This window comes from Corynebacterium sp. HMSC074A09, from assembly GCF_001811545.1.
Taxonomy (GTDB): Bacteria; Actinomycetota; Actinomycetes; order Mycobacteriales; family Mycobacteriaceae; genus Corynebacterium; species Corynebacterium hiratae.
Genome location: NZ_KV805171.1, coordinates 128,923 through 147,872 on the forward strand (window position 1 = coordinate 128,923; position 18,950 = coordinate 147,872).

The following is an 18,950-nucleotide window of genomic DNA, read 5'->3' on the forward strand; positions in this document are numbered from 1 at the left end:
TCGGCGGCGCTCGGTGTTTACCCCAGCGCTGAGCAAGTCTGGTGCGGGCGGTAGACTTGGGCCGTTCAAGTTCTTGCATCCCTCGGCGCGTGCTGTCTACGCGTGGCGTGTGTGGGTGCGAGCGTCAACGATGAGAAGGGATTGAACGAGAGTGCTGCGTACACATTTGGCAGGCGAACTGCGCAAAGAGATGGCGGGGGAGACCGTCACCCTGACGGGTTGGGTGGCGCGCCGTCGCGACCACGGCGGTGTTATCTTCATTGACCTGCGTGATCGCTCCGGCGTTGCCCAGGTGGTTTTCCGTGAATCCGAGGTGGCTGAGCGCGCCCACGATCTGCGCTCCGAATACTGCGTTAAGGTCACCGGCGTGGTGGAGCCCCGTCCGGAGGGTTCCGCTAACGCGAACCTGGCCTCCGGTGAGATTGAGGTCAACGTTACGGATCTGGAAGTGCTCAACAAGTCTGCAGCGCTGCCATTCCAGATCGATGATCCTTCTTCCTCCGGTGAGGTCGGCGAAGAGACTCGTCTGAAGTACCGCTACCTCGATCTGCGTCGGGAGCGCCAGCACGAGGCTCTGCGCCTGCGCTCGGCAGCTAACCGCGCCGCTCGCCAGGTCCTGGATAGCCATGATTTCACTGAAATCGAAACCCCGACCCTGACCCGTTCCACCCCGGAGGGCGCTCGTGACTTCCTCGTGCCCGCCCGCCTCAAGCCGGGCAGCTGGTACGCACTCCCGCAGTCGCCGCAGCTGTTTAAGCAGCTGCTCATGGTGGCCGGCATGGAGCGTTACTACCAAATCGCTCGCTGCTACCGCGATGAGGACTTCCGCGCGGACCGTCAGCCGGAGTTTACGCAGCTCGACGTCGAGATGTCCTTCGTTGATCAGGACGATGTGATCGCTCTCGCGGAAGAAATCATCTCCGCCCTGTGGAAGCTCATCGGCTACGAGATCAAGACACCGATTCCGCGCATGACCTACGCAGACGCTATGAAGTACTACGGTTCCGATAAGCCGGACCTGCGCTTCGACATCAAGATCGTGGAGTGCACCGAGTTCTTCAAGGACACCACTTTCCGCGTGTTCCAGAACGAGTACGTTGGCGCCGTCGTCATGGAAGGCGGAGCTTCCCAGCCGCGCCGTCAGTTCGATGCGTGGCAGGAATGGGCAAAGCAGCGCGGTGCGAAGGGCCTGGCTTACATCACCATCGCTGAGGACGGCACCTTGGGCGGCCCAGTGGCCAAGAACATTACTGATGCCGAGCGCGAGGGCATTGCTGAGCACGTCGGCGCCAAGCCGGGTGACGCCATCTTTTTCGCGGCTGGTGACACCAAGTCTTCTCGCGCTCTTCTGGGTGCAGCACGCGGCGAGATTGCAAAGAAGCTGGATCTCATCAAGGACGGCGACTGGGCCTTCACCTGGGTTGTGGACGCACCACTGTTCGAGCCTGCCGCTGATGCCACCGCCTCCGGCGACGTGGCTCTGGGCCACTCCAAGTGGACTGCGGTACACCACGCCTTCACTTCGCCGAAGCCGGAGTATCTGGACAACTTCGACGAGAACCCGGGTGAGGCGCTGGCCTACGCCTACGATATCGTCTGCAACGGCAACGAGATCGGCGGCGGATCTATCCGTATCCACGACCAGGACGTGCAGAAGCGTGTCTTCGACGTCATGGGCATCGGTGAGGAAGAAGCACAGGAAAAGTTCGGCTTCCTGCTCGACGCTTTCCAGTTTGGTGCCCCGCCGCACGGTGGTATCGCGTTCGGTTGGGACCGCATTGTCTCCCTGCTGGGCGGTTTCGACTCCATTCGTGACGTCATCGCCTTCCCGAAGTCCGGTGGCGGCGTGGACCCCTTGACCGATGCTCCGGGCACCATCCCTGCCGAGCAGCGCAAGGAGACCGGCGTGGACTTCAAGCCGGAGAAGGCAGCCAAGGCCGCTCAGGGCGACAAGGCAGGGAAGGAGTCCTAGGTCGCTCAACTCGGTAATGTAGTTGGGCCTACGATATGTGGAAGCAGGCAAGCAAGTGAATCCGATGGGACACGAGTCCAAGAAAAAATCTGTGGCGGATGCCGTGGTGGCAGAAGCTTCACAGATGCTCTCGCGCCGCTTTGGCGGGGAGCCTGAGCTTAGTGACGTCGAGCAACTCACTGGTTCGGGCAACGCCGTGGTGCTTCGTGCCCGCACGTCACCGAGTGCCTTCTTCCCGCATCGTTCGGTGGTCATCAAATACAACCCAGTCACCGGGCACACCATTGATGACGCCGCCCTTCTGCGTGAGGTGGTGGCCTATCAGTTCACCACAGCGTTGTCCGAAGAGGTTCGCCCAGGCCCAGTGCTGCTCGCACACGACGTCGAGAAGCGCATTCTGGTGCTGTCTGACGCCGGCGATGGCGACACCCTGGCGGACACTCTTGCCCGCAGCAATGACGAAGAACGCGGAGAGCTGCTCAGGTCCCTGGGCGGCGCGCTGGGCAAAATGCACGCGGGCACGGCTGGGCGCGAAGAGGATTACGAGGCTCTGCTGAACCGGCAGTTGCGCCGGCATCCCGAATACGCAGAGCACCAAGCCCTGCGGGATGAGTCTCTGAAAAGCTCCATCCTGATCGGTGCGGACATCCTCAGCGAAGCAGGACTGGAGCCACCAAAGCACGTCCGCGAACTAGCCCGCACCGCCATGCAAAGCTTCAGTTCTGGCCGCAACCGCGCTTTTACGCCCTTCGATCTGTCCCCAGACAACATCATCGTGGGGACAACACTGACCTTCCTGGATTATGAGTGGGCCGGTTTTCGCAACGTGGGCTTTGATGTAGCCTGCGTTGTCGCCGGCTTCCCACAGTTCCTCTTCAGTCGCCCGATTACGGATGCTGAGGCGGACGTCTTCATCCAAGCCTGGCAGCGCCGGGTCGTCGACGTGTGGCCGCAGCTGGCGGATGAGAAAACACTGCATGAGCTGATAGTCGCTTGTCTCATTGGTTGGGCTTTGTCGAGCGTGACCACGATGTATGCCGGTGGGATTGAAGGGGTAGTAGCACTGGCGGAGGGTAACGCCGAGATTTATCGTGACCCGCGTCGCTCGCTGCTGCGCCGCTCCGATCACGGCCCGTTCAGCGAGGATGAACTCTTGATTCGGCGCGACCTTTATGAAACTTTCGAAGCGCTCTCACGTTTTGCCGCGCAGTGTAAGCACGATGGGTGCTCGACTGTTGCCGCTTTCGGTCGCGCTGTGGCCTCCCGTCTCCGGGAGTCCTGATGGGGCAGGAGTCACTCTTCGGCGACGACCAATCAGCGCCAAGCCTGCCGGGTGGCCCCGATATTTTTGCGACTCATTCGGGGTCACCGCTGGCCGCGCGCATGCGGCCGCAAAGCCTCGACGAAGTAGTGGGCCAAAAGCACCTTCTGGAACCCGGGACTCCGCTGCGGCGCCTCGTCGAGGGCTCCGGCGAGGCCTCCGTCATCCTGTACGGCCCGCCAGGCACCGGAAAGACGACCCTGGCTTCGCTGATCGCGTCCTCTCTGGGGGATAACTTCATCGGCCTGTCCGCCCTCGACTCCGGCGTCAAGCAGGTACGGGAAGTCATCACGCATGCTCGCCGCGAGCTGATTGAGGGCCGCCGCACAGTGCTCTTTATCGATGAGGTGCACCGCTTTTCCAAAACCCAGCAGGACGCATTGCTGGCTGCGGTGGAAAACCGGACGGTGCTACTCGTGGCAGCTACCACCGAGAACCCCACCTTCTCCGTGGTGGCGCCTCTGCTCTCGCGTTCGCTGCTGCTGCACTTGGAGCCGCTTGACGACGCCTCCCTGCGCACTCTCGCCGAGCGAGCGCTGACGAGCGAGCGCGGCTTAGCCGGGCGGATCACCGCAACGGAAGACGCTCTGGACCAACTGGTGCTGCTCGCCGGGGGAGATGCGCGGCGAACGCTGACCTACCTCGAGGCTGCGGCCGAGGCGGTACCGGATGGCGGCGAGCTGACCGTTGACATCCTTAAAGACAACGTCAACCGCGCCGTGGTGCGCTATGACCGTGACGGCGATCAGCACTATGACGTCGTTTCCGCGTTCATCAAGTCCATCCGCGGCTCCGACGTGGACGCCGCATTGCACTACCTTGCCCGCATGATTGAGGCCGGCGAAGACCCGCGCTTCATCGCGCGCCGACTCATCGTGCACGCCTCCGAGGATGTTGGGATGGCGGATCCCACCGCTTTGCCCACCGCCGTGGCCGCGGCGGAGGCCGCTGCGCTGATCGGCCTGCCCGAGGCGCGCATCCCGCTGGCGCAGGCCACGATCCACCTGGCTACTGCGCCGAAGTCGAATTCCGTTATTAATGCCATCAATTCTGCTCAGGCCGATGTCCGGGCCGGTAAGAGCGGACACGTCCCGCCGCACTTGCGCGACGGGCACTACGAGGGTGCTAAGCGCCTAGGTAACGCCGTCGGCTACCAGTACCCGCATGATGATCCACGCGGTGTTCTAGCCCAGCAGTATCTGCCGGAGACGCTGGCCGATGCCGAGTATTATCAGCCCACCGACCACGGAGCGGAAAAGCGTGTGCGCGAGTACTTGGGAAGGTTGCGGGACATCATCCGGGGGCGGCGTCGCTAAGCACAGCACCGGACGGGTAAAGTTGAGCGCTGACTAGAAACCTCTCAACAGTGAAGGACTTTTGCTCGTGAAGACTCATGAGATCCGGGAACGCTTTACCCAGCACTTCGTCAAGGCCGGCCACGAGGCCGTCCCCAGCGCGTCGCTGATCCTGGATGACCCGAACCTGCTCTTCGTCAACGCCGGCATGGTTCCCTTCAAGCCCTACTTCCTGGGCCAGCAGAACCCGCCTTTTGCGAATGGTACGGCGACCTCCATCCAGAAGTGCGTGCGCACCTTGGATATCGAGGAAGTAGGCATTACCACCCGCCACAACACCTTCTTCCAGATGGCAGGCAATTTCTCCTTTGGCCAGTACTTCAAGGAGGGCGCTATTACCCACGCCTGGAACCTGCTGACGAACTCGGTAGAGGAGGGCGGCTTGGGGCTGGACCCCGAGCGTTTGTGGGTCACGGTCTACCTCGATGACGATGAGGCAGCCGATATCTGGCATAAGAAGATTGGCGTTCCTACTGAGCGCATCCAGCGCCTCGGCATGGAGGATAATTACTGGTCCATGGGTATTCCTGGCCCGTGTGGACCGTGCTCTGAGATCTACTATGACCGTGGTCCGGAATATGGTCAGGACGGTGGGCCCGTCGCGGACGATAACCGCTACATGGAGATCTGGAACCTGGTCTTCATGCAGAACGAGCGCGGCGAAGGCATCGGCAAGGGCAACTTTGAGATTCTCGGCCCGTTGCCTAAGAAGAACATCGATACCGGCATGGGCATCGAGCGCGTTGCCTGCATCCTGCAGGGCGTGGACAACGTCTACGAGACGGATCTGCTGCGCCCGGTCATTGACGTTGCCGAGGAACTCACCGGGGCGAAATACACGCCCGATGCGCCGAAGGAAGACTTGATCCGCTTCCGCGTGGTGGCGGACCACTCGCGCACCGGCATGATGCTCATCCTGGATGGCGTTACCCCCGGTAACGAGGGCCGTGGCTATATCCTGCGCCGACTGCTGCGCCGTATCATCCGCTCCGCCAAGCTGCTGGGTGCGAAGGGTGAGACCATGGAACGCTTCATGAACACCATCATGGACACCATGACTCCGTCCTACCCGGAGATTGCGGAGAACCGTGAGCGCATCCTGCGCGTCGCCGTGGCGGAGGAGAAGGCCTTCCTCAAGACCCTGGAGTCGGGCACCAAGCTTTTCGACGAAGCTGTCGACGAGCTAAAGAGCACCTCCCGCGCGGCCACCCCGAAGGTGCTGTCCGGTGAGAAGGCGTTTGAACTGCACGATACCTATGGATTCCCCATCGACTTGACATTGGAGATGGCCCAAGAAGCTGGCCTTAGCGTGGACATGGAGGGCTTTGATGCCGCCATGGGCGAGCAGCGCCGCCGTGCCAAAGCTGATAACCAGGCTAAGAAGCATGGTCACGCCGACTTGTCGCTCTACCGCGAGTGGGTGGATAACCATCCGACTCTGTTCACGGGCTACGAGACCTTGGAGTCCGAAGCCAAGGTACTCGGCCTCGTCCGCGATGGCGAGAAGGTCTCTGAAGTCCAAGCAGGCGACACCGTCGAGGTAATTCTGGACCAGTCGCCGCTCTACGCCGAAGCCGGTGGCCAGACCGCCGACCGAGGCCGGATCATTGCCGGTGAAACCCTCCTTGAGGTCAATGACGTGCAGAAGATCGGCAAGAGGCTGTGGGTCCACAAAGCTACGGTGACCGCTGGTGGCCTTGAACTGGGCACTGGCGTAACAGCCGAGGTAGACCAGCAGTGGCGCCACGGTGCCGTGCAGGCGCACTCCGCCACGCACCTCATCCACGCCGCGCTGCGCCAGGTGCTGGGGCCGACCGCTGTCCAGGCTGGCTCCTTGAACCGACCGGGTTACTTGCGCTTTGACTTTAACTACACCGACCAGCTCACCCAGGAGCAGCTCGATGAGATCGCTTTGGTGACTAACCAGGCGGTAGACCAGCACTTCCCGGTCAATACCATCGAGACTTCCTTGGACAAGGCCAAGGAGATGGGCGCGATGGCCCTGTTCGGTGAGAACTATGGTTCCGAGGTCCGCGTCGTGGAGATGGGAGGGCCCTTCTCCATCGAGCTGTGCGGCGGTACGCACGTGAAGAACACCGCAGAGATCGGTCCAGTGTCTGTCCTTGGTGAATCCTCCGTGGGTTCCGGTGCGCGCCGCATCGAGGCCTATTCGGGCTTGGATGCCTTCCGTTACTACTCCAAGGAAGCAGCCCTGGTGGAAGGTGTGTCTCGCGAGCTGAAGGTCCAGACCGAGGACCTGCCGGAGCGCATCGCGCAGCTGACGGAGAAGCTCAAGGCCGCAGAGAAGCAGATTGCAGAGCTGCACAAGGCCCAGCTCATGTCCCAGACTGGAGAGATGATCTCCACTGCGAAGACTGTCAACGATTTCACCATCGTGGCCGTCAAGCTCCCTAAGGGTGTGAACGGCGGTGACCTGCGCACGCTGGCTTCCGACATTAAGAACCGCCTCGGTGATGTCGCTGGTGTGGTCGTCTTGGCATCGGAGAATGAGGGCGGCAAGCTGCCATTCATCGTGGGTGCTACGAAGGCCGCCATCGAGCGTGGTGTCAAGGCTGGTGACTTGGTTAAGCTGGTTTCCGGCTACGTTGATGGCAAGGGCGGCGGCAAGCCAGATATGGCTCAAGGCTCCGGCGCAAACGCCGAAGGCCTGCAAGCTGCCTTCGACGCCGTCCGTGATGAGCTCGAAACCCACTAATGGATGCGCACGAGTAGGTGTGCAGCAGTAGCTGACTCTCAGGACCAGGAGGAACACCATGGCCGTAGAGCCCGATAAGCCAGGAGCAGACGATCCCGGATCCGGGCGCCGGTTGGGTCTCGACGTCGGAACTGTCCGCATCGGCGTGGCGGTTTCCGATCGGGATGCCCGCCTGGCAATGCCGGTCGAGACCGTCCGCCGCGAAACCGGCTTTAAGGACCGCGACAAGGGTGACATCGACCGACTGCTTGAGCTTATTCACGAGTATGACGTCGTCGAGGTGGCAGTCGGTTTGCCGCGTGATCTCAAGGGCAACGGCTCATCAAGTGTTAAACATGCCAAAGAAATCGCGTTTCGTATCCGCCGCCGCTTGGCAAAAGATGACACGATAAACACACCTCCGCCTGTGCGCATGGTGGATGAGCGCCTCACCACAGTGGTGGCATCATCTGCACTGCGAGCCTCTGGCGTGTCAGAGAGACGCGGCCGTTCGGTTATCGACCAAGCGGCCGCGGTGGAAATTTTGCAATCCTGGCTGGATGCGCGCCATTTCGCGTTGAACGGCCACAGCCCTTCAAACCTAGGAGACGAAGTACGTGAGCCGTAAACCTTCACGCATCGGACGCTCGATGGAACCCCAGTACGTCAAGCGCCGCCAGCGCGGCATGGCCGTGCTTATTGCCAGCCTTGTCCTCATCATCGGCGGCCTCGGCTACATCGGTTTCCGCCTGTTGGGAGGGGGCAATACCTTGGACTATGAGGGACAAGGCAATGGTGTAACACAGCTCGTTCAGGTCCCGGAAGGCTCATCCATGGGAGAACTGGCACCTGAGCTAGCAGAAAAGAATGTGGTGAAGACGCCTGAGGCTTTCTCTTCGGCGGCCAATTCCAATCCGCGCGCGAGCCAAATCAAGCCCGGGTTTTACCGTCTCCAAGAGGAGATGAGTGCCAAATCCGCCGTGGAGGCACTGCTTGATGACGCCAACATGGTGGACTTGCTCGACGTGCACGGCGGAGCGACGTTGCTGGACGTCAACGTACTGGGGGGCGATGTCCGGTTTGGTATTTACTCCCTGATCTCGCAGGTCTCCTGTAAGGAGGGTGGTTGCGTATCCGCCGAGGAACTAGAGAAGATCGCGGCCACGGTAGACCCAGCCGAACTGGGTGCGCCGGACTGGGCCGTGGAGGAAGTCCGTGCCCGCGGCGAGGATCCCAAGCGTATTGAGGGGCTTATCGCCCCGGGACAGTACGTGCTTGACCCGAACATGGATGCCCAGGAGATCCTGACCGATCTCATCACTCGTTCGACGAAGAAGTACAACGACACCAACATTGTCGACCGCGCCCAGGCCATTGGCCTGAAACCCTATGAGCTTCTGACCGCAGCATCCCTGGTGGAGCGTGAGTCGCCGGCCGGTGAATTCGACAAGGTTGCGCGCGTCATCCTCAACCGCCTCGACGAGCCGATGCGCTTGGAGTTGGACTCCACTGTGAACTACGGGCTCGAGGACGTCGAGCTGGCCACCACCGATGAGGACCGTAACCGCGAGACCCCGTGGAATACCTATGCGAAGGATGGTCTTCCGGATTCCCCGATCGCCTCGCCGTCGGAGGAGGCCATCCAGGCTATGGAGAACCCGGCAGAGGGCAATTGGCTCTTCTTCGTCACGGTTGATGACAAGGGCACGACGGTCTTTACCGACAACTATGATGAGCACCTCGCCAACGTCGATGATGCGGTGCGCTCTGGCATCCTGGACAGCCAGCGCGAAGGCGCCGGCGAGCCACCAGCAGAGGAGCAGTAATAGGATGCCGCGCGCCGCAGTTTTAGGCAGCCCCATCGAGCATTCGTTATCCCCGGTCCTCCATAAGGCCGGCTATGATGCGCTGAATCTGAAGGACTGGGATTACACCAGGTTCGAGGTGACCGACTTGGCTGCCTTCCTCGCCGAGGTAGGGGAAGAGTACCGAGGTTTCTCGGTGACCATGCCATTGAAGTTCGACGCCTTGGCTTGCGCAGACATCGTGAGCGAGCGCGCCAAGCTCATCGGCTCTGCGAATACCTTGGTGCGCACCGCGGAGGGGTGGCGCGCGGACAACACGGATACGGAAGGCGTGCTGGGCGCACTCGATGAGCTGCTGGGCCCCTCTCAGCCCGCGACGGCTTTGCTCATCGGTGCAGGCGGTACCGCGCGGCCGGTCCTGTGGGGACTAGCCCAGCGTGGTGTCACCGATGTCACCGTGCTCAATCGCTCCGACCGCCTCGACGAGCTACGCCCGCTGGGCGACGCTCTTGGCCTCTCCCTCCACTCGGCATCTTTTGGCGAGGATCTCGCGGGGTTAGCGCGTTCGGTGGACCTCATCGTCTCCACTGTTCCCTCCGCCGTAGTGGAAGAGCATCTGACCCAGTTGGCCAAGGCTCCGGTGTTCGACGTTATCTACGATCCATGGCCTACGCCTTTAACTGTGTATGCGGCTGCTGATGGCTATCCGACCGTCGGCGGGCACATCATGCTGGCCAACCAGGCTTATTCGCAGTTTGAACAATTCACCGGGCACACCGCCCCGCGGGCAGAGATGCTGGCTGCTCTCAACGCTGCGCTCAAGCTGCCTTAATCAACAGCATGCGCGGCAGCACCCCGCACGGTAGGCTGCGCAGTCATGGGGGATGTGCTTTTCCTGGCGTGGGGGTGCGCCTTAATCGTTTATGACCTGCGTTTCAAACGCCTGCCCAACTATCTGACCCTGCCTGCCGCCGTGCTGTCGCTGTGGTGGTTCGACCCAGCCGGGCTGCTATGGCCGGGGCTTTATATTCTGGTTGCATTGCTGAGCCGCGCCGGAAGCGTGGGCGGGGGTGATCTCAAGCTGGCGTTGCCACTGGGCATGGTGACCGCCCATGCGGCGGGAGTACCAGGGGTAGCGTTCGCGATGGTAGGGGCGTCGCTGAGCACGCTGCTCTGGGGATTCATAACGCAGGATCGGAAACCCGCGCACGGCCCCGGCATGATCATTGCCGCAGCACTCGTCGTTCTCTTTAGCCCCGACACGGTGTGATAGGCGGCCCAGTGCCCCCGAAAGAACCCCTAGCGTGTGATAATAGTCCGCATGCTTCGTTGGACTACCGCAGGTGAATCTCACGGCCAGGCACTCGTTGCACTCATCGAGCACATGCCCGCCGGGGTTCCCGTTTCCCAAGACGACATCGCTCTCCAGCTCTCTCGCCGCCGCCTCGGCTATGGCCGCGGTGCCCGCATGAAGTTCGAGGCCGATGAACTCACCTTGCTCAGCGGCATTCGCCACGGCCTGACCCTGGGCAGCCCGATTGCCATCATGATCGGCAACACGGAGTGGCCGAAGTGGACCACCATCATGTCCCCGGACGCGCTCGATCTCGATGACCCGGAGACCGCTAAGGCGATGGCATCTGGCCGCGGCGCCCCGCTTACTCGTCCCCGCCCGGGGCATGCCGATTTCGCCGGCATGGTGAAGTTTGATCACGCGGAGGCCCGTCCCATTTTGGAGCGCTCCTCTGCACGCGAGACCGCTGCTCGCGTCGCCGCGGCCACGGTCGCGCGCAACTTCCTCCGCGAAACCCTGGGAGTCGAGGTGCTGTCCCACGTCATCTCCATCGGTGCCTCAGAACCTTATGAGGGCCCGCATCCTAGCTTCGCGGACCTTGAGGCTATCGACGCTTCACCGGTACGCGCCTGCGATAAGGCGGCGGAAGAGTCCATGATCGCAGAAATCGAAACCGCGAAAAAGCAGGGAGACACTCTGGGCGGCATTGTCGAGGTGATCGTGGAAGGCCTGCCGATTGGCTTGGGCTCGCACACCTCGGGTGAAGACCGCCTCGACGCACAGCTCGCCGCCGCCTTGATGGGGATTCAGGCGATCAAGGGCGTCGAGGTCGGCGATGGCTTCGCTGAGGCCCGCCGCCGCGGGAGCGAAGCGCACGATGAAATGGTCCGCACAGACAATGGCGTGGATCGTGAGACTAACCGCGCTGGTGGTCTGGAAGGCGGCATGACCAACGGCCAGACGCTGCGCGTCCGCGCGGCGATGAAGCCGATTTCCACGGTCCCGCGTGCGCTCAAGACGGTCGACATGGCCACAGGTGGGGCGGCTACCGCTATTCACCAACGTTCCGACGTCTGCGCGGTACCGGCTGCCGGTGTCGTGGCAGAGGCGATGGTGGCGCTCGTTCTCGCGCGTGCGGTGCTGGAGAAATTCGGCGGCGATAGCCTCGCCGAAACCAAGCGCAACATCGCTGCCTACCAGGACTACGTGGCAGGCCGACTGGAGTGGGGTGACGCATGAACTCCCCACACGTCGTCCTTGTAGGACCTCCAGGTGCCGGCAAAACCACGATTGGTCGCCGCCTGTCGCGGGCACTGAATTGCGACGTTGTTGATACCGACAGCCTCATTGAGGCGCGCTATGGAAAGAAGTGCGGCGAGATTTTCTCCGAGCTGGGTGAGCCGGAATTCCGCGAAGTGGAAGCCGAGGTCGTGCGCGAGGCGCTGGCTACCACCGGGGTGGTGAGCCTGGGTGGCGGTGCCGTGCTGACAGAATCGACCCGTGACTTGCTCGATAGCCTGACCGTCGTCTACCTCGACATCACACCCGAAGAAGGCGTCACCCGCACGATGGGGGGTACCAACCGCCCGATTCTCGAGTCGGCGGATCCTCTCGCGCGTTATTCCCAACTCTTGGAGGAGCGACGGCCGCTCTACACCAAGGTTGCGGATTTAAAGGTACGCACAGGCGTGCGCTCCCCGCAGCAGGTGGTGGGCGATATTTTGAGCTTCCTTGAGACTCTCTAAGACACTGGCTTATTGTCACTCCACCCCCGCGACGACTAATGAAGACGACTACTAGCGCTGCTGAAGGAGCCGCTCCCATGCACACCATTCCGGTTAACGGACCATCCCCCTACGAGGTCACGATTGGTAGTGGCCTCAGTGCTGCGATGATTGAGCGCGCCGCGGGCATTGGTGCGGCAAAGGTGGCGATTATCCACCAGCCGCCGCTGGCCCAAGCTGCCAGCAAACTCGCTGAGCAAGCCAGCACACAGGGCCTCGAGGCCACCCCGGTCGAGGTTCCCGATGCCGAGGCTGCCAAGCAGCTTGATGTATTGGCACGTCTGTGGGATGTGTTTGGTGACGCTGGGTTTAGCCGCCGCGATGCAGTCATCGGCCTCGGCGGCGGTGCCGTCACAGATTTGGCGGGTTTTGCTGCGGCAACGTGGATGCGCGGCATCCCGGTTATTCAGGCTCCGACGACGCTGCTGGCGATGGTTGATGCTGCCGTGGGCGGGAAGACAGGTATCAACACAGCCGCAGGAAAGAACCTCGTTGGGGCGTTCCACGAGCCGGATTCAGTCTTCGTCGACCTGGATCACCTGCGCACGCTGCCCGAAGACGAGATCATCGCTGGCTCCGCAGAAATCATCAAGACTGGTTTCATCCACGATCCACGCATCATCGAGCACTATCTAGCGGACCCCGCCGCTTGCCTCAAACCGGAAGGCCTGCTTCCTGAACTCATCGAGCGGTCCATTGCCGTCAAGGCGCACGTGGTGGGCCAGGACTTGAAGGAGTCCGGTCTGCGCGAAACCCTCAATTACGGCCATACCTTCGGCCACGCTGTGGAACGCCGCGAGAATTACTCGTGGCGCCACGGCCGTGCTGTGGCGGTGGGCATGATGTTTATTGCGCACCTGTCCCACGCTCGGGGGCTTATCGACGCCACCCTCGTCGCCACCCACCGAGACATCCTCACCCGGATTGGGCTGCCCACCACCTATGAGCAGGGGCACTTCGAGGAGTTGCTCGACGGCATGCGGCACGACAAGAAGAACCGCGAGGGTCGCATCCGCTTCGTCGCGCTCACTGGTATTGGGGAAACAACCCGCCTCGAAGACGCCACAGAGGAGGAGTTGCGCGCAGCTTACGCGCAACTGGCCTCGTAGAGTTTCAGCTGACCCCCTAAAGCTTCAAGGAGTTCGCCATGACCATCCTCGTTCTCAACGGTCCCAACCTGAACCGTTTGGGCAAACGCCAGCCAGAGATTTACGGAAGCGAAAGCCTAGCGGATATCGAAAGCCGCGTGCGCGCCGCGGCGGGGGAGGAAGAGATCGTCTTCTTCCAGTCCAACCATGAGGGCGAACTCATCGAGCAGGTGCATCGAGCCGCCGACGAAGGCTGGCCCGTCATCATCAACCCAGGCGGCTTTACCCACACCTCGGTGGCGCTACGGGATGCCTTGGCGGAGGTAGCCGATGGCGCCGGTTTCGTCGAGGTTCATCTCTCCAACGTGCATGCACGCGAGGCTTTCCGCCAACACTCTTACCTCAGTCCACTCGCGCGCGGTGTTATCGCAGGGCTGGGCTCGTACGGCTACGTCGCGGCACTGGGGTACCTACTGGCAAATTAGCTATCATGGAGTATCGCTTGAAAATGAATGGAGTGGTTCTCTCATGGCATTAGCCGATACTCGTTATAGCAACCGTCGCCGTAAGCTTATGACCGAGCTGTCCGGCCAGCGTATTGACGCCATTATTGTTACCCACTTGACGCACGTGCGCTACCTGACGGGTTTTTCCGGCTCGAATGGCGGTTTGTTGCTCCGCAAGGATCTCTCCGCGCTCATGGCAACTGATGGCCGCTACACAACCCAGATTGCACAGGAAGTCCCGGATATCGAAGCCAGCCTTGGCCGCGATGTGGGCCCGCACCTGCTGGAGAAGGTATCCGATGATCTGCGGGTTGGCTACGAGGCGGACTATGTCACTGTTGCGCAACTCGAGCGTCTGGAGAAGGCGACGCCCGAAGGCGTGACGCTGGTTCCAGTCACCGGGGTGATTGAGAAGATTCGCTTGGTCAAGGACAACATTGAGCTTCAGAAACTGGAGGAAATTGCCGCTTTGGCAAACCAGGCGCTCACCGATCTTATCGAGGCGGGTGAGGTAGCTGCTGGCCGCACAGAGCGACAGGTCGCTGCTGACTTGGAATACCGCATGCGCATGCTCGGTTCGGAGCGCGTGAGCTTTGACACCATCGTGGCCTCCGGCGAGAACTCCGCTAAACCCCACCACGGCGCGGATGACCGCGAGCTGCGCAAGGGTGACCTGGTCACGATCGACTTCGGAGCCCACCTGCGCGGCTTTAACTCCGACTGCACACGCACCTTCGCTATCGGTGAGGTCACCGACTTTGCCCGCGAGATCTATGACGTCGTGCTGCGGGCCCAGGAAGCAGGCGTCAAGGCTGCGGTGCCGGGCGCGAAGCTTGTCGACGTTGACGCGGCCTGCCGCGACATTATTGCCGACGCCGGCTATGGCGAGTACTTCGTCCACTCCACCGGTCACGGCATCGGTCTTGACGTGCACGAAGGCCCCTCCGCAGCGAAAACCGGAAAGGGCGAGTTGGCTGAAGGCATGACATTGACCATCGAGCCAGGCATTTACATCCCGGGCAAGGGTGGCGTTCGTATCGAGGACAGTCTTTTCATTACCTCCGGTGCAGCGAAGATCATTACGCCCTACCCGAAGGAACTTCAGGTGCTGTAGCCAGCACCCCTTCGCTCCGCTGGTGCCGTGCGTACGGTATGCTTAGACACTGTTTTCATAGTTTCGACTACAAGTAATTTGGGAGAGTCATTTCATGGCAGATACCACTGATTTCAAGAACGGTCTCGTTCTGAAGATCGACAACAAGCTGCAGCAGATTGTTGAGTTTCAGCATGTGAAGCCGGGCAAGGGCCCAGCTTTCGTGCGTACCAAGCTCAAGGACGTGGTCTCTGGCAAGGTAACGGACAAGACTTTCAACGCTGGCGTGAAGGTGGAGACCGCTAACGTCGACCGCCGCGACATGACCTACCTGTACAACGATGGCCAGAACTACGTGGTCATGGATGATAAGACCTACGAGCAGTACGAGCTGCCATTTGACAAGTTCGGCGACGCCGGCAAGTTCCTTCTGGAAAACATGCGCGTCCAGGTCTCCTTCCACGACGGTGAGGCTCTGTTCGGTGAGCTGCCGATCTCCGTTGACCTGAAGGTGGAGCACACTGAGCCGGGCCTGCAGGGTGACCGCTCCAGCGGCGGCACTAAGCCGGCGACGCTCGAGACCGGTGCTGAGATCCAGGTTCCGTTGTTCATTGAGACCGGTAACACCCTCAAGATCGATACCCGTACTGGCGAGTACCTGTCTCGCGTTAACAACTAAGATGACCCAGCCAGAGCCTAACTATAAGCGTCACACGGCGCGCTACCGTGCGCGCCGCCGAGCCGCAGATATCCTCTTCGAGGCAGAGTCTCGCGATGTTGATCCGGTAGCAATCGTGGAGGACCGCGTCGAGCTTGCCCGCGATCCGGAAAATGGTGTGGCGCCGATCGCTGAGTACACCCGCGAGATCGTCAGCGGCGCAGCTGAAGAGTTGGACGCTATCGATGACGCCATCGCCCGGTACCTTTCCAGCGAATGGTCCCTCGAGCGCATCCCTGCTGTTGACCGCGCGATCATGCGCGTAGCGGTATGGGAAATCCTCTTCAACGCGGATGTTCCCAACGCGACTGCGCTCGTCGAAGGCGTAGAGCTTGCCTCGGAGTACTCCAATGACAAGGCCGCGCCCTACATCCACGCGGTGCTGGATGACGTCATCCAAGCCCAGTCCGCGGATAGCCCGATGGCCTCGGCCTCCGCCGAGGACTCTGAGGAGCCCGCTGAGACTGTGGAAGACGAAGGCGTCTCCGAGTAGAGCCTACGTTTTTCCCTAAAGCCCTAAACTCCGGCCAGCTATCCTTTTCGGACTGGTCGGGGTTTCGCTTTTTATCTGGCTTTCGCCACGTTGGAACGGTTCTTGAGCAAAATAAACTGCCCTAGTTGCCAAAACCATTGCTCGCCGCGATGGCGGCGCATAACTTTGGCAACTAGGGCAGTTGCGGCGGTGGTGCCGCGCGTGCGTCGGTGGTTGCAGTGCAGCGCGCTAGAGCAGCGAAGAGAGGAAATCCTTCGTGCGCTGGTGCTGCGGGTTATCCAAGACCTGCTCCGGGGTGCCGGTTTCGACGACGCTGCCGCCATCCATGAAGACAATGGTGTCGGCGACCTCCCGCGCAAAGCCCATCTCGTGGGTAACAACGAGCATGGTCATGCCATCGGCGGCAAGCTCCTTCATGACGCGGAGAACCTCACCGACGAGCTCGGGGTCGAGGGCGGAGGTGGGCTCGTCGAAAAGCATCAGCTTCGGGTCCATGGCAACCGCACGGGCAATGGCGACACGCTGCTGCTGACCACCAGACAGTTGCACCGGGTAGGCCTCCGCCTTGTGCGCGAGGCCGACCTTGTCCAGCAGCTCCATGGCCTTCTTTTTGGCTTGCTCTGGGCTCTGCTTCTTTACCTGGACCGGTGCCTCGATGATGTTTTCCAGCACGGTGCGGTGGCTAAACAGGTTGAACTGTTGGAAGACCATGCCGATATCCTGGCGCTGGGCTGCGGCTTCCTTCTCGGAGATTTCATAGAGCACGCCGTTGCGTTCGCGGAAACCGATGAGCTCGCCGTCGATGTAGAGGCGGCCTGCCGTGACCTTCTCCAGGTGATTACAGCAGCGCAGGAAGGTGGACTTGCCGGAACCGGAGGGACCCAAGAGGCAGGTGACCTCACCGGGCATGACGGTGAGGTCGATTCCTTTAAGAACCTCGAGCTGGCCGAAGGATTTGTGCACATTCTGCGCGGAGATCATGGGGGTGGTCATTAGTTCTTTACCTCCGGGATGACAGAGACGTTGCGGGGGATAGTTCCTTCGGCATCCGCTAGCGCGGCCAGCTGGCGGCCGGTGAGCTCGCGGGTGGCGCCGCGCTCAAAGCGGCGCTCCAGGAAGTACTGGCCCACCATGAGCAGAGAGGTGATGGCCAGGTACCACGTCGCGGCCACCATCAGAAGCGGAATGGGCTCGAAGAGCGCAGCGGAGATATCCGTAGCGCGGCCAAAGATTTCGGCGGTGTAGGGAATGGCAACCACAAGGGAGGAAGTCTTGAGCAGAGAAATGAACTCATTGCCGGTCGGCGGGATGATGATGCGCATAGCCTGCGGCAGCACCGTGCGGCGCATGGTCATCCACCAGCCCATTCCCAGGGCCTTGCTGGCTTCCTTCTGGCCTTCCGGAACGGAGGAGATACCGGAGCGGACAATCTCCGCCATGTATGCGGCTTCGTTGAGGCCCAAGCCCAAAACGGAAAGAAGGAATGCGTTAGTGAGCACCTCGGTGAGGGAAATCTCCGCGAATCCTAGGTTGATGGATTGGTAGAGGGCTGAAAGTAGACCCCAGAAAACTAGCTGTACGTAGATTGGCGTGCCACGGAAGAGCCACAGGAAGACCCACGACACGCCTCCCAGCACAGGGTTGGGGGACATGCGCATCACCGCGAGGGCAGCGCCGCCCACGACGCCGATGATCATCGCCAGGATCGTAATGGCAATGGTGTGCAGCGCAGCGGTGGCAATCCGAGTATCGAAGAGATACTGGAAATACGTGCCCCACCCGAAGGCCTCATTGCGCGCCGAGGAGATGATGAACCACACTGCAAGCAGCGCGAGGAGGGTAGCGAAGACCCAGCGCCAGGGGTGGCGCAGTGGGCGGGCTTCGATCTTTTCTGGGGTAGTCGAAGCCGACGACTCCGACGCTGCCGGGAGAGAGGAGTTAGTCATTGATCGGCCTTTCATTAATCATTGCGTGCTCGACGAGGCCCTCGTCGACGCCCCACTTATTGAGTATCTCTGCATAGGCTCCGGTGTCGATGAGGTGTTGGAGTGCCGCGGCCACGGCGGGTCCGAGGTCAGAATCCTTGGGCACGGCGAAGCCGTAGGGTGCCGCGTCGAACATTTCGCCGACCATGGACATACGTCCATCTGAGCGGTTAACAGCCCAGGCAGAAACGGGGGAGTCCGCTGAGAGAGCATCAGCGCGCCCCATCAGGACCGCTAGGGCGGCATTATCGCTCGTGTCATAGGGAAGAATGGTCAGGTCGCCGTCGCAGGCTTCCTGCTTGGGGCGCAGATCGTCGGTCTCCGATACCGTGGTGCGCTGCACCGCGACGGTGAGGCCACAGGGGTTGGATGGGTCCACGTCATTGGGGCCATCGGTGAGTTTCGCCCACTGAATGCCGGCATAAAGAATATCGACGAAATCGAAGTTCTCGCGCCGCTCATCGGTATCGGTGAATCCGGAACCGCCCAGATCGATTTGTCCGGCTTGGACCGCCGGCAGAATCATAGAGAAGTCTTGCTCCACCGGCTGAAATTCAAGCCCCAATACTTGGGCGACGGCATTGGCCAAGTCCATCTCTAGGCCGATGATCGAGCCGTCGGAATCCTTGAATTCGAAAGGCGCAAAAGGCGGGTTCGTGCCTACTGTAAGGACGCCATCGGCATCCTCGTACATCGCGGCAATCTCGGGAACTTCGTCCACGTTGGGCGCAGACCAGCCTTCCGGCAGCGCCGGCTCCACGTTGGTAACACAGCCGGAGAGGGTTGCGGATGCTAGCAACCCGGCAGCGCCCACGATGATGGCCGTTTTCTTTCTCATGCT

The 18,950-nt window shown here is 61.2% G+C and carries 18 protein-coding genes; 15 read left to right on the plus strand and 3 right to left on the minus strand.

Annotation, left to right across the window (positions count from 1 at the left end):
- The first annotated feature begins 151 nt into the window (after nt 1–151).
- The 15 genes from aspS (at nt 152) to nusB (ending at nt 16,124) form a co-directional block, all read left to right on the plus strand.
- A complete protein-coding gene (gene aspS, locus HMPREF2807_RS12075; RefSeq protein WP_049154574.1) occupies nt 152–1,972 on the plus strand; it encodes an aspartate--tRNA ligase in 1,821 nt (606 codons plus the stop codon).
- Nucleotides 1,973–2,036: 64 nt separating this feature from the next.
- Nucleotides 2,037–3,254, plus strand: a complete 1,218-nt coding sequence (locus tag HMPREF2807_RS12080) for a phosphotransferase family protein (protein ID WP_070513240.1) — start codon at nt 2,037–2,039, stop codon at nt 3,252–3,254.
- Nucleotides 3,254–4,609 carry a replication-associated recombination protein A gene (locus HMPREF2807_RS12085; RefSeq protein WP_070513243.1) on the plus strand — a complete coding sequence of 452 codons (1,356 nt, stop codon included), beginning with the start codon at nt 3,254–3,256 and terminating at the stop codon, nt 4,607–4,609. Before HMPREF2807_RS12080 ends, HMPREF2807_RS12085 begins: the two co-directional genes overlap by 1 nt.
- 67 nt (nt 4,610–4,676) lie before the next feature.
- Complete coding sequence (gene alaS / locus HMPREF2807_RS12090) at nt 4,677–7,364, plus strand: alanine--tRNA ligase (protein ID WP_070513246.1); 2,688 nt, start codon at nt 4,677–4,679, stop codon at nt 7,362–7,364.
- 58 nt (nt 7,365–7,422) lie between these two features.
- Nucleotides 7,423–7,971, plus strand: a complete 549-nt coding sequence (ruvX, locus tag HMPREF2807_RS12095; protein ID WP_070513249.1) for a Holliday junction resolvase RuvX — start codon at nt 7,423–7,425, stop codon at nt 7,969–7,971.
- Nucleotides 7,972–7,993: 22 nt separating this feature from the next.
- Nucleotides 7,994–9,169: an endolytic transglycosylase MltG gene (gene mltG / locus HMPREF2807_RS12100; RefSeq protein WP_070513327.1), complete on the plus strand. Its 1,176-nt coding sequence runs from the start codon at nt 7,994–7,996 to the stop codon at nt 9,167–9,169.
- A 4-nt stretch (nt 9,170–9,173) separates the two neighbouring features.
- Complete coding sequence (locus HMPREF2807_RS12105) at nt 9,174–9,980, plus strand: shikimate dehydrogenase (protein ID WP_070513252.1); 807 nt, start codon at nt 9,174–9,176, stop codon at nt 9,978–9,980.
- Between the two features lie 45 nt (nt 9,981–10,025).
- Entirely contained in the window at nt 10,026–10,418 is a 393-nt protein-coding gene (locus tag HMPREF2807_RS12110; RefSeq protein WP_070513254.1) for a prepilin peptidase, read from the plus strand.
- 51 nt (nt 10,419–10,469) lie between these two features.
- Nucleotides 10,470–11,681, plus strand: a complete 1,212-nt coding sequence (gene aroC / locus HMPREF2807_RS12115) for a chorismate synthase (protein ID WP_070513255.1) — start codon at nt 10,470–10,472, stop codon at nt 11,679–11,681.
- Nucleotides 11,678–12,187: a shikimate kinase gene (locus tag HMPREF2807_RS12120; RefSeq protein WP_049154582.1), complete on the plus strand. Its 510-nt coding sequence runs from the start codon at nt 11,678–11,680 to the stop codon at nt 12,185–12,187. The genes aroC and HMPREF2807_RS12120 overlap by 4 nt, the downstream gene beginning before the upstream one ends.
- A gap of 77 nt (nt 12,188–12,264) precedes the next feature.
- Nucleotides 12,265–13,335 carry a 3-dehydroquinate synthase gene (gene aroB, locus HMPREF2807_RS12125; RefSeq protein WP_070513257.1) on the plus strand — a complete coding sequence of 357 codons (1,071 nt, stop codon included), beginning with the start codon at nt 12,265–12,267 and terminating at the stop codon, nt 13,333–13,335.
- Between the two features lie 38 nt (nt 13,336–13,373).
- Nucleotides 13,374–13,799: a type II 3-dehydroquinate dehydratase gene (aroQ, locus tag HMPREF2807_RS12130; protein ID WP_046648552.1), complete on the plus strand. Its 426-nt coding sequence runs from the start codon at nt 13,374–13,376 to the stop codon at nt 13,797–13,799.
- Between the two features lie 43 nt (nt 13,800–13,842).
- Nucleotides 13,843–14,934: a M24 family metallopeptidase gene (locus HMPREF2807_RS12135; protein WP_049154584.1), complete on the plus strand. Its 1,092-nt coding sequence runs from the start codon at nt 13,843–13,845 to the stop codon at nt 14,932–14,934.
- Between the two features lie 94 nt (nt 14,935–15,028).
- On the plus strand, nt 15,029–15,592 hold the full coding sequence (efp, locus tag HMPREF2807_RS12140) for an elongation factor P (protein ID WP_046648551.1): 564 nt from the start codon (nt 15,029–15,031) through the stop codon (nt 15,590–15,592).
- A 1-nt stretch (nt 15,593) separates the two neighbouring features.
- Nucleotides 15,594–16,124, plus strand: a complete 531-nt coding sequence (gene nusB / locus HMPREF2807_RS12145; RefSeq protein WP_070513260.1) for a transcription antitermination factor NusB — start codon at nt 15,594–15,596, stop codon at nt 16,122–16,124.
- Nucleotides 16,125–16,352: 228 nt separating this feature from the next.
- Here nusB and HMPREF2807_RS12150 read toward each other — a convergent pair whose 3' ends face one another.
- From HMPREF2807_RS12150 to HMPREF2807_RS12160, 3 genes are read right to left on the minus strand one after another with little or no spacing between them, the layout of a single operon-like run.
- Nucleotides 16,353–17,117, minus strand: a complete 765-nt coding sequence (locus HMPREF2807_RS12150) for an amino acid ABC transporter ATP-binding protein (protein ID WP_070513261.1) — start codon at nt 17,115–17,117, stop codon at nt 16,353–16,355.
- On the minus strand, nt 17,117–18,070 hold the full coding sequence (locus tag HMPREF2807_RS12155) for an amino acid ABC transporter permease (protein WP_070513263.1): 954 nt from the start codon (nt 18,068–18,070) through the stop codon (nt 17,117–17,119). The genes HMPREF2807_RS12150 and HMPREF2807_RS12155 overlap by 1 nt, the downstream gene beginning before the upstream one ends.
- Nucleotides 18,063–18,947: an ABC transporter substrate-binding protein gene (locus HMPREF2807_RS12160; RefSeq protein ID WP_049154587.1), complete on the minus strand. Its 885-nt coding sequence runs from the start codon at nt 18,945–18,947 to the stop codon at nt 18,063–18,065. Before HMPREF2807_RS12160 ends, HMPREF2807_RS12155 begins: the two co-directional genes overlap by 8 nt.
- Between the last annotated feature and the right edge of the window lie 3 nt (nt 18,948–18,950).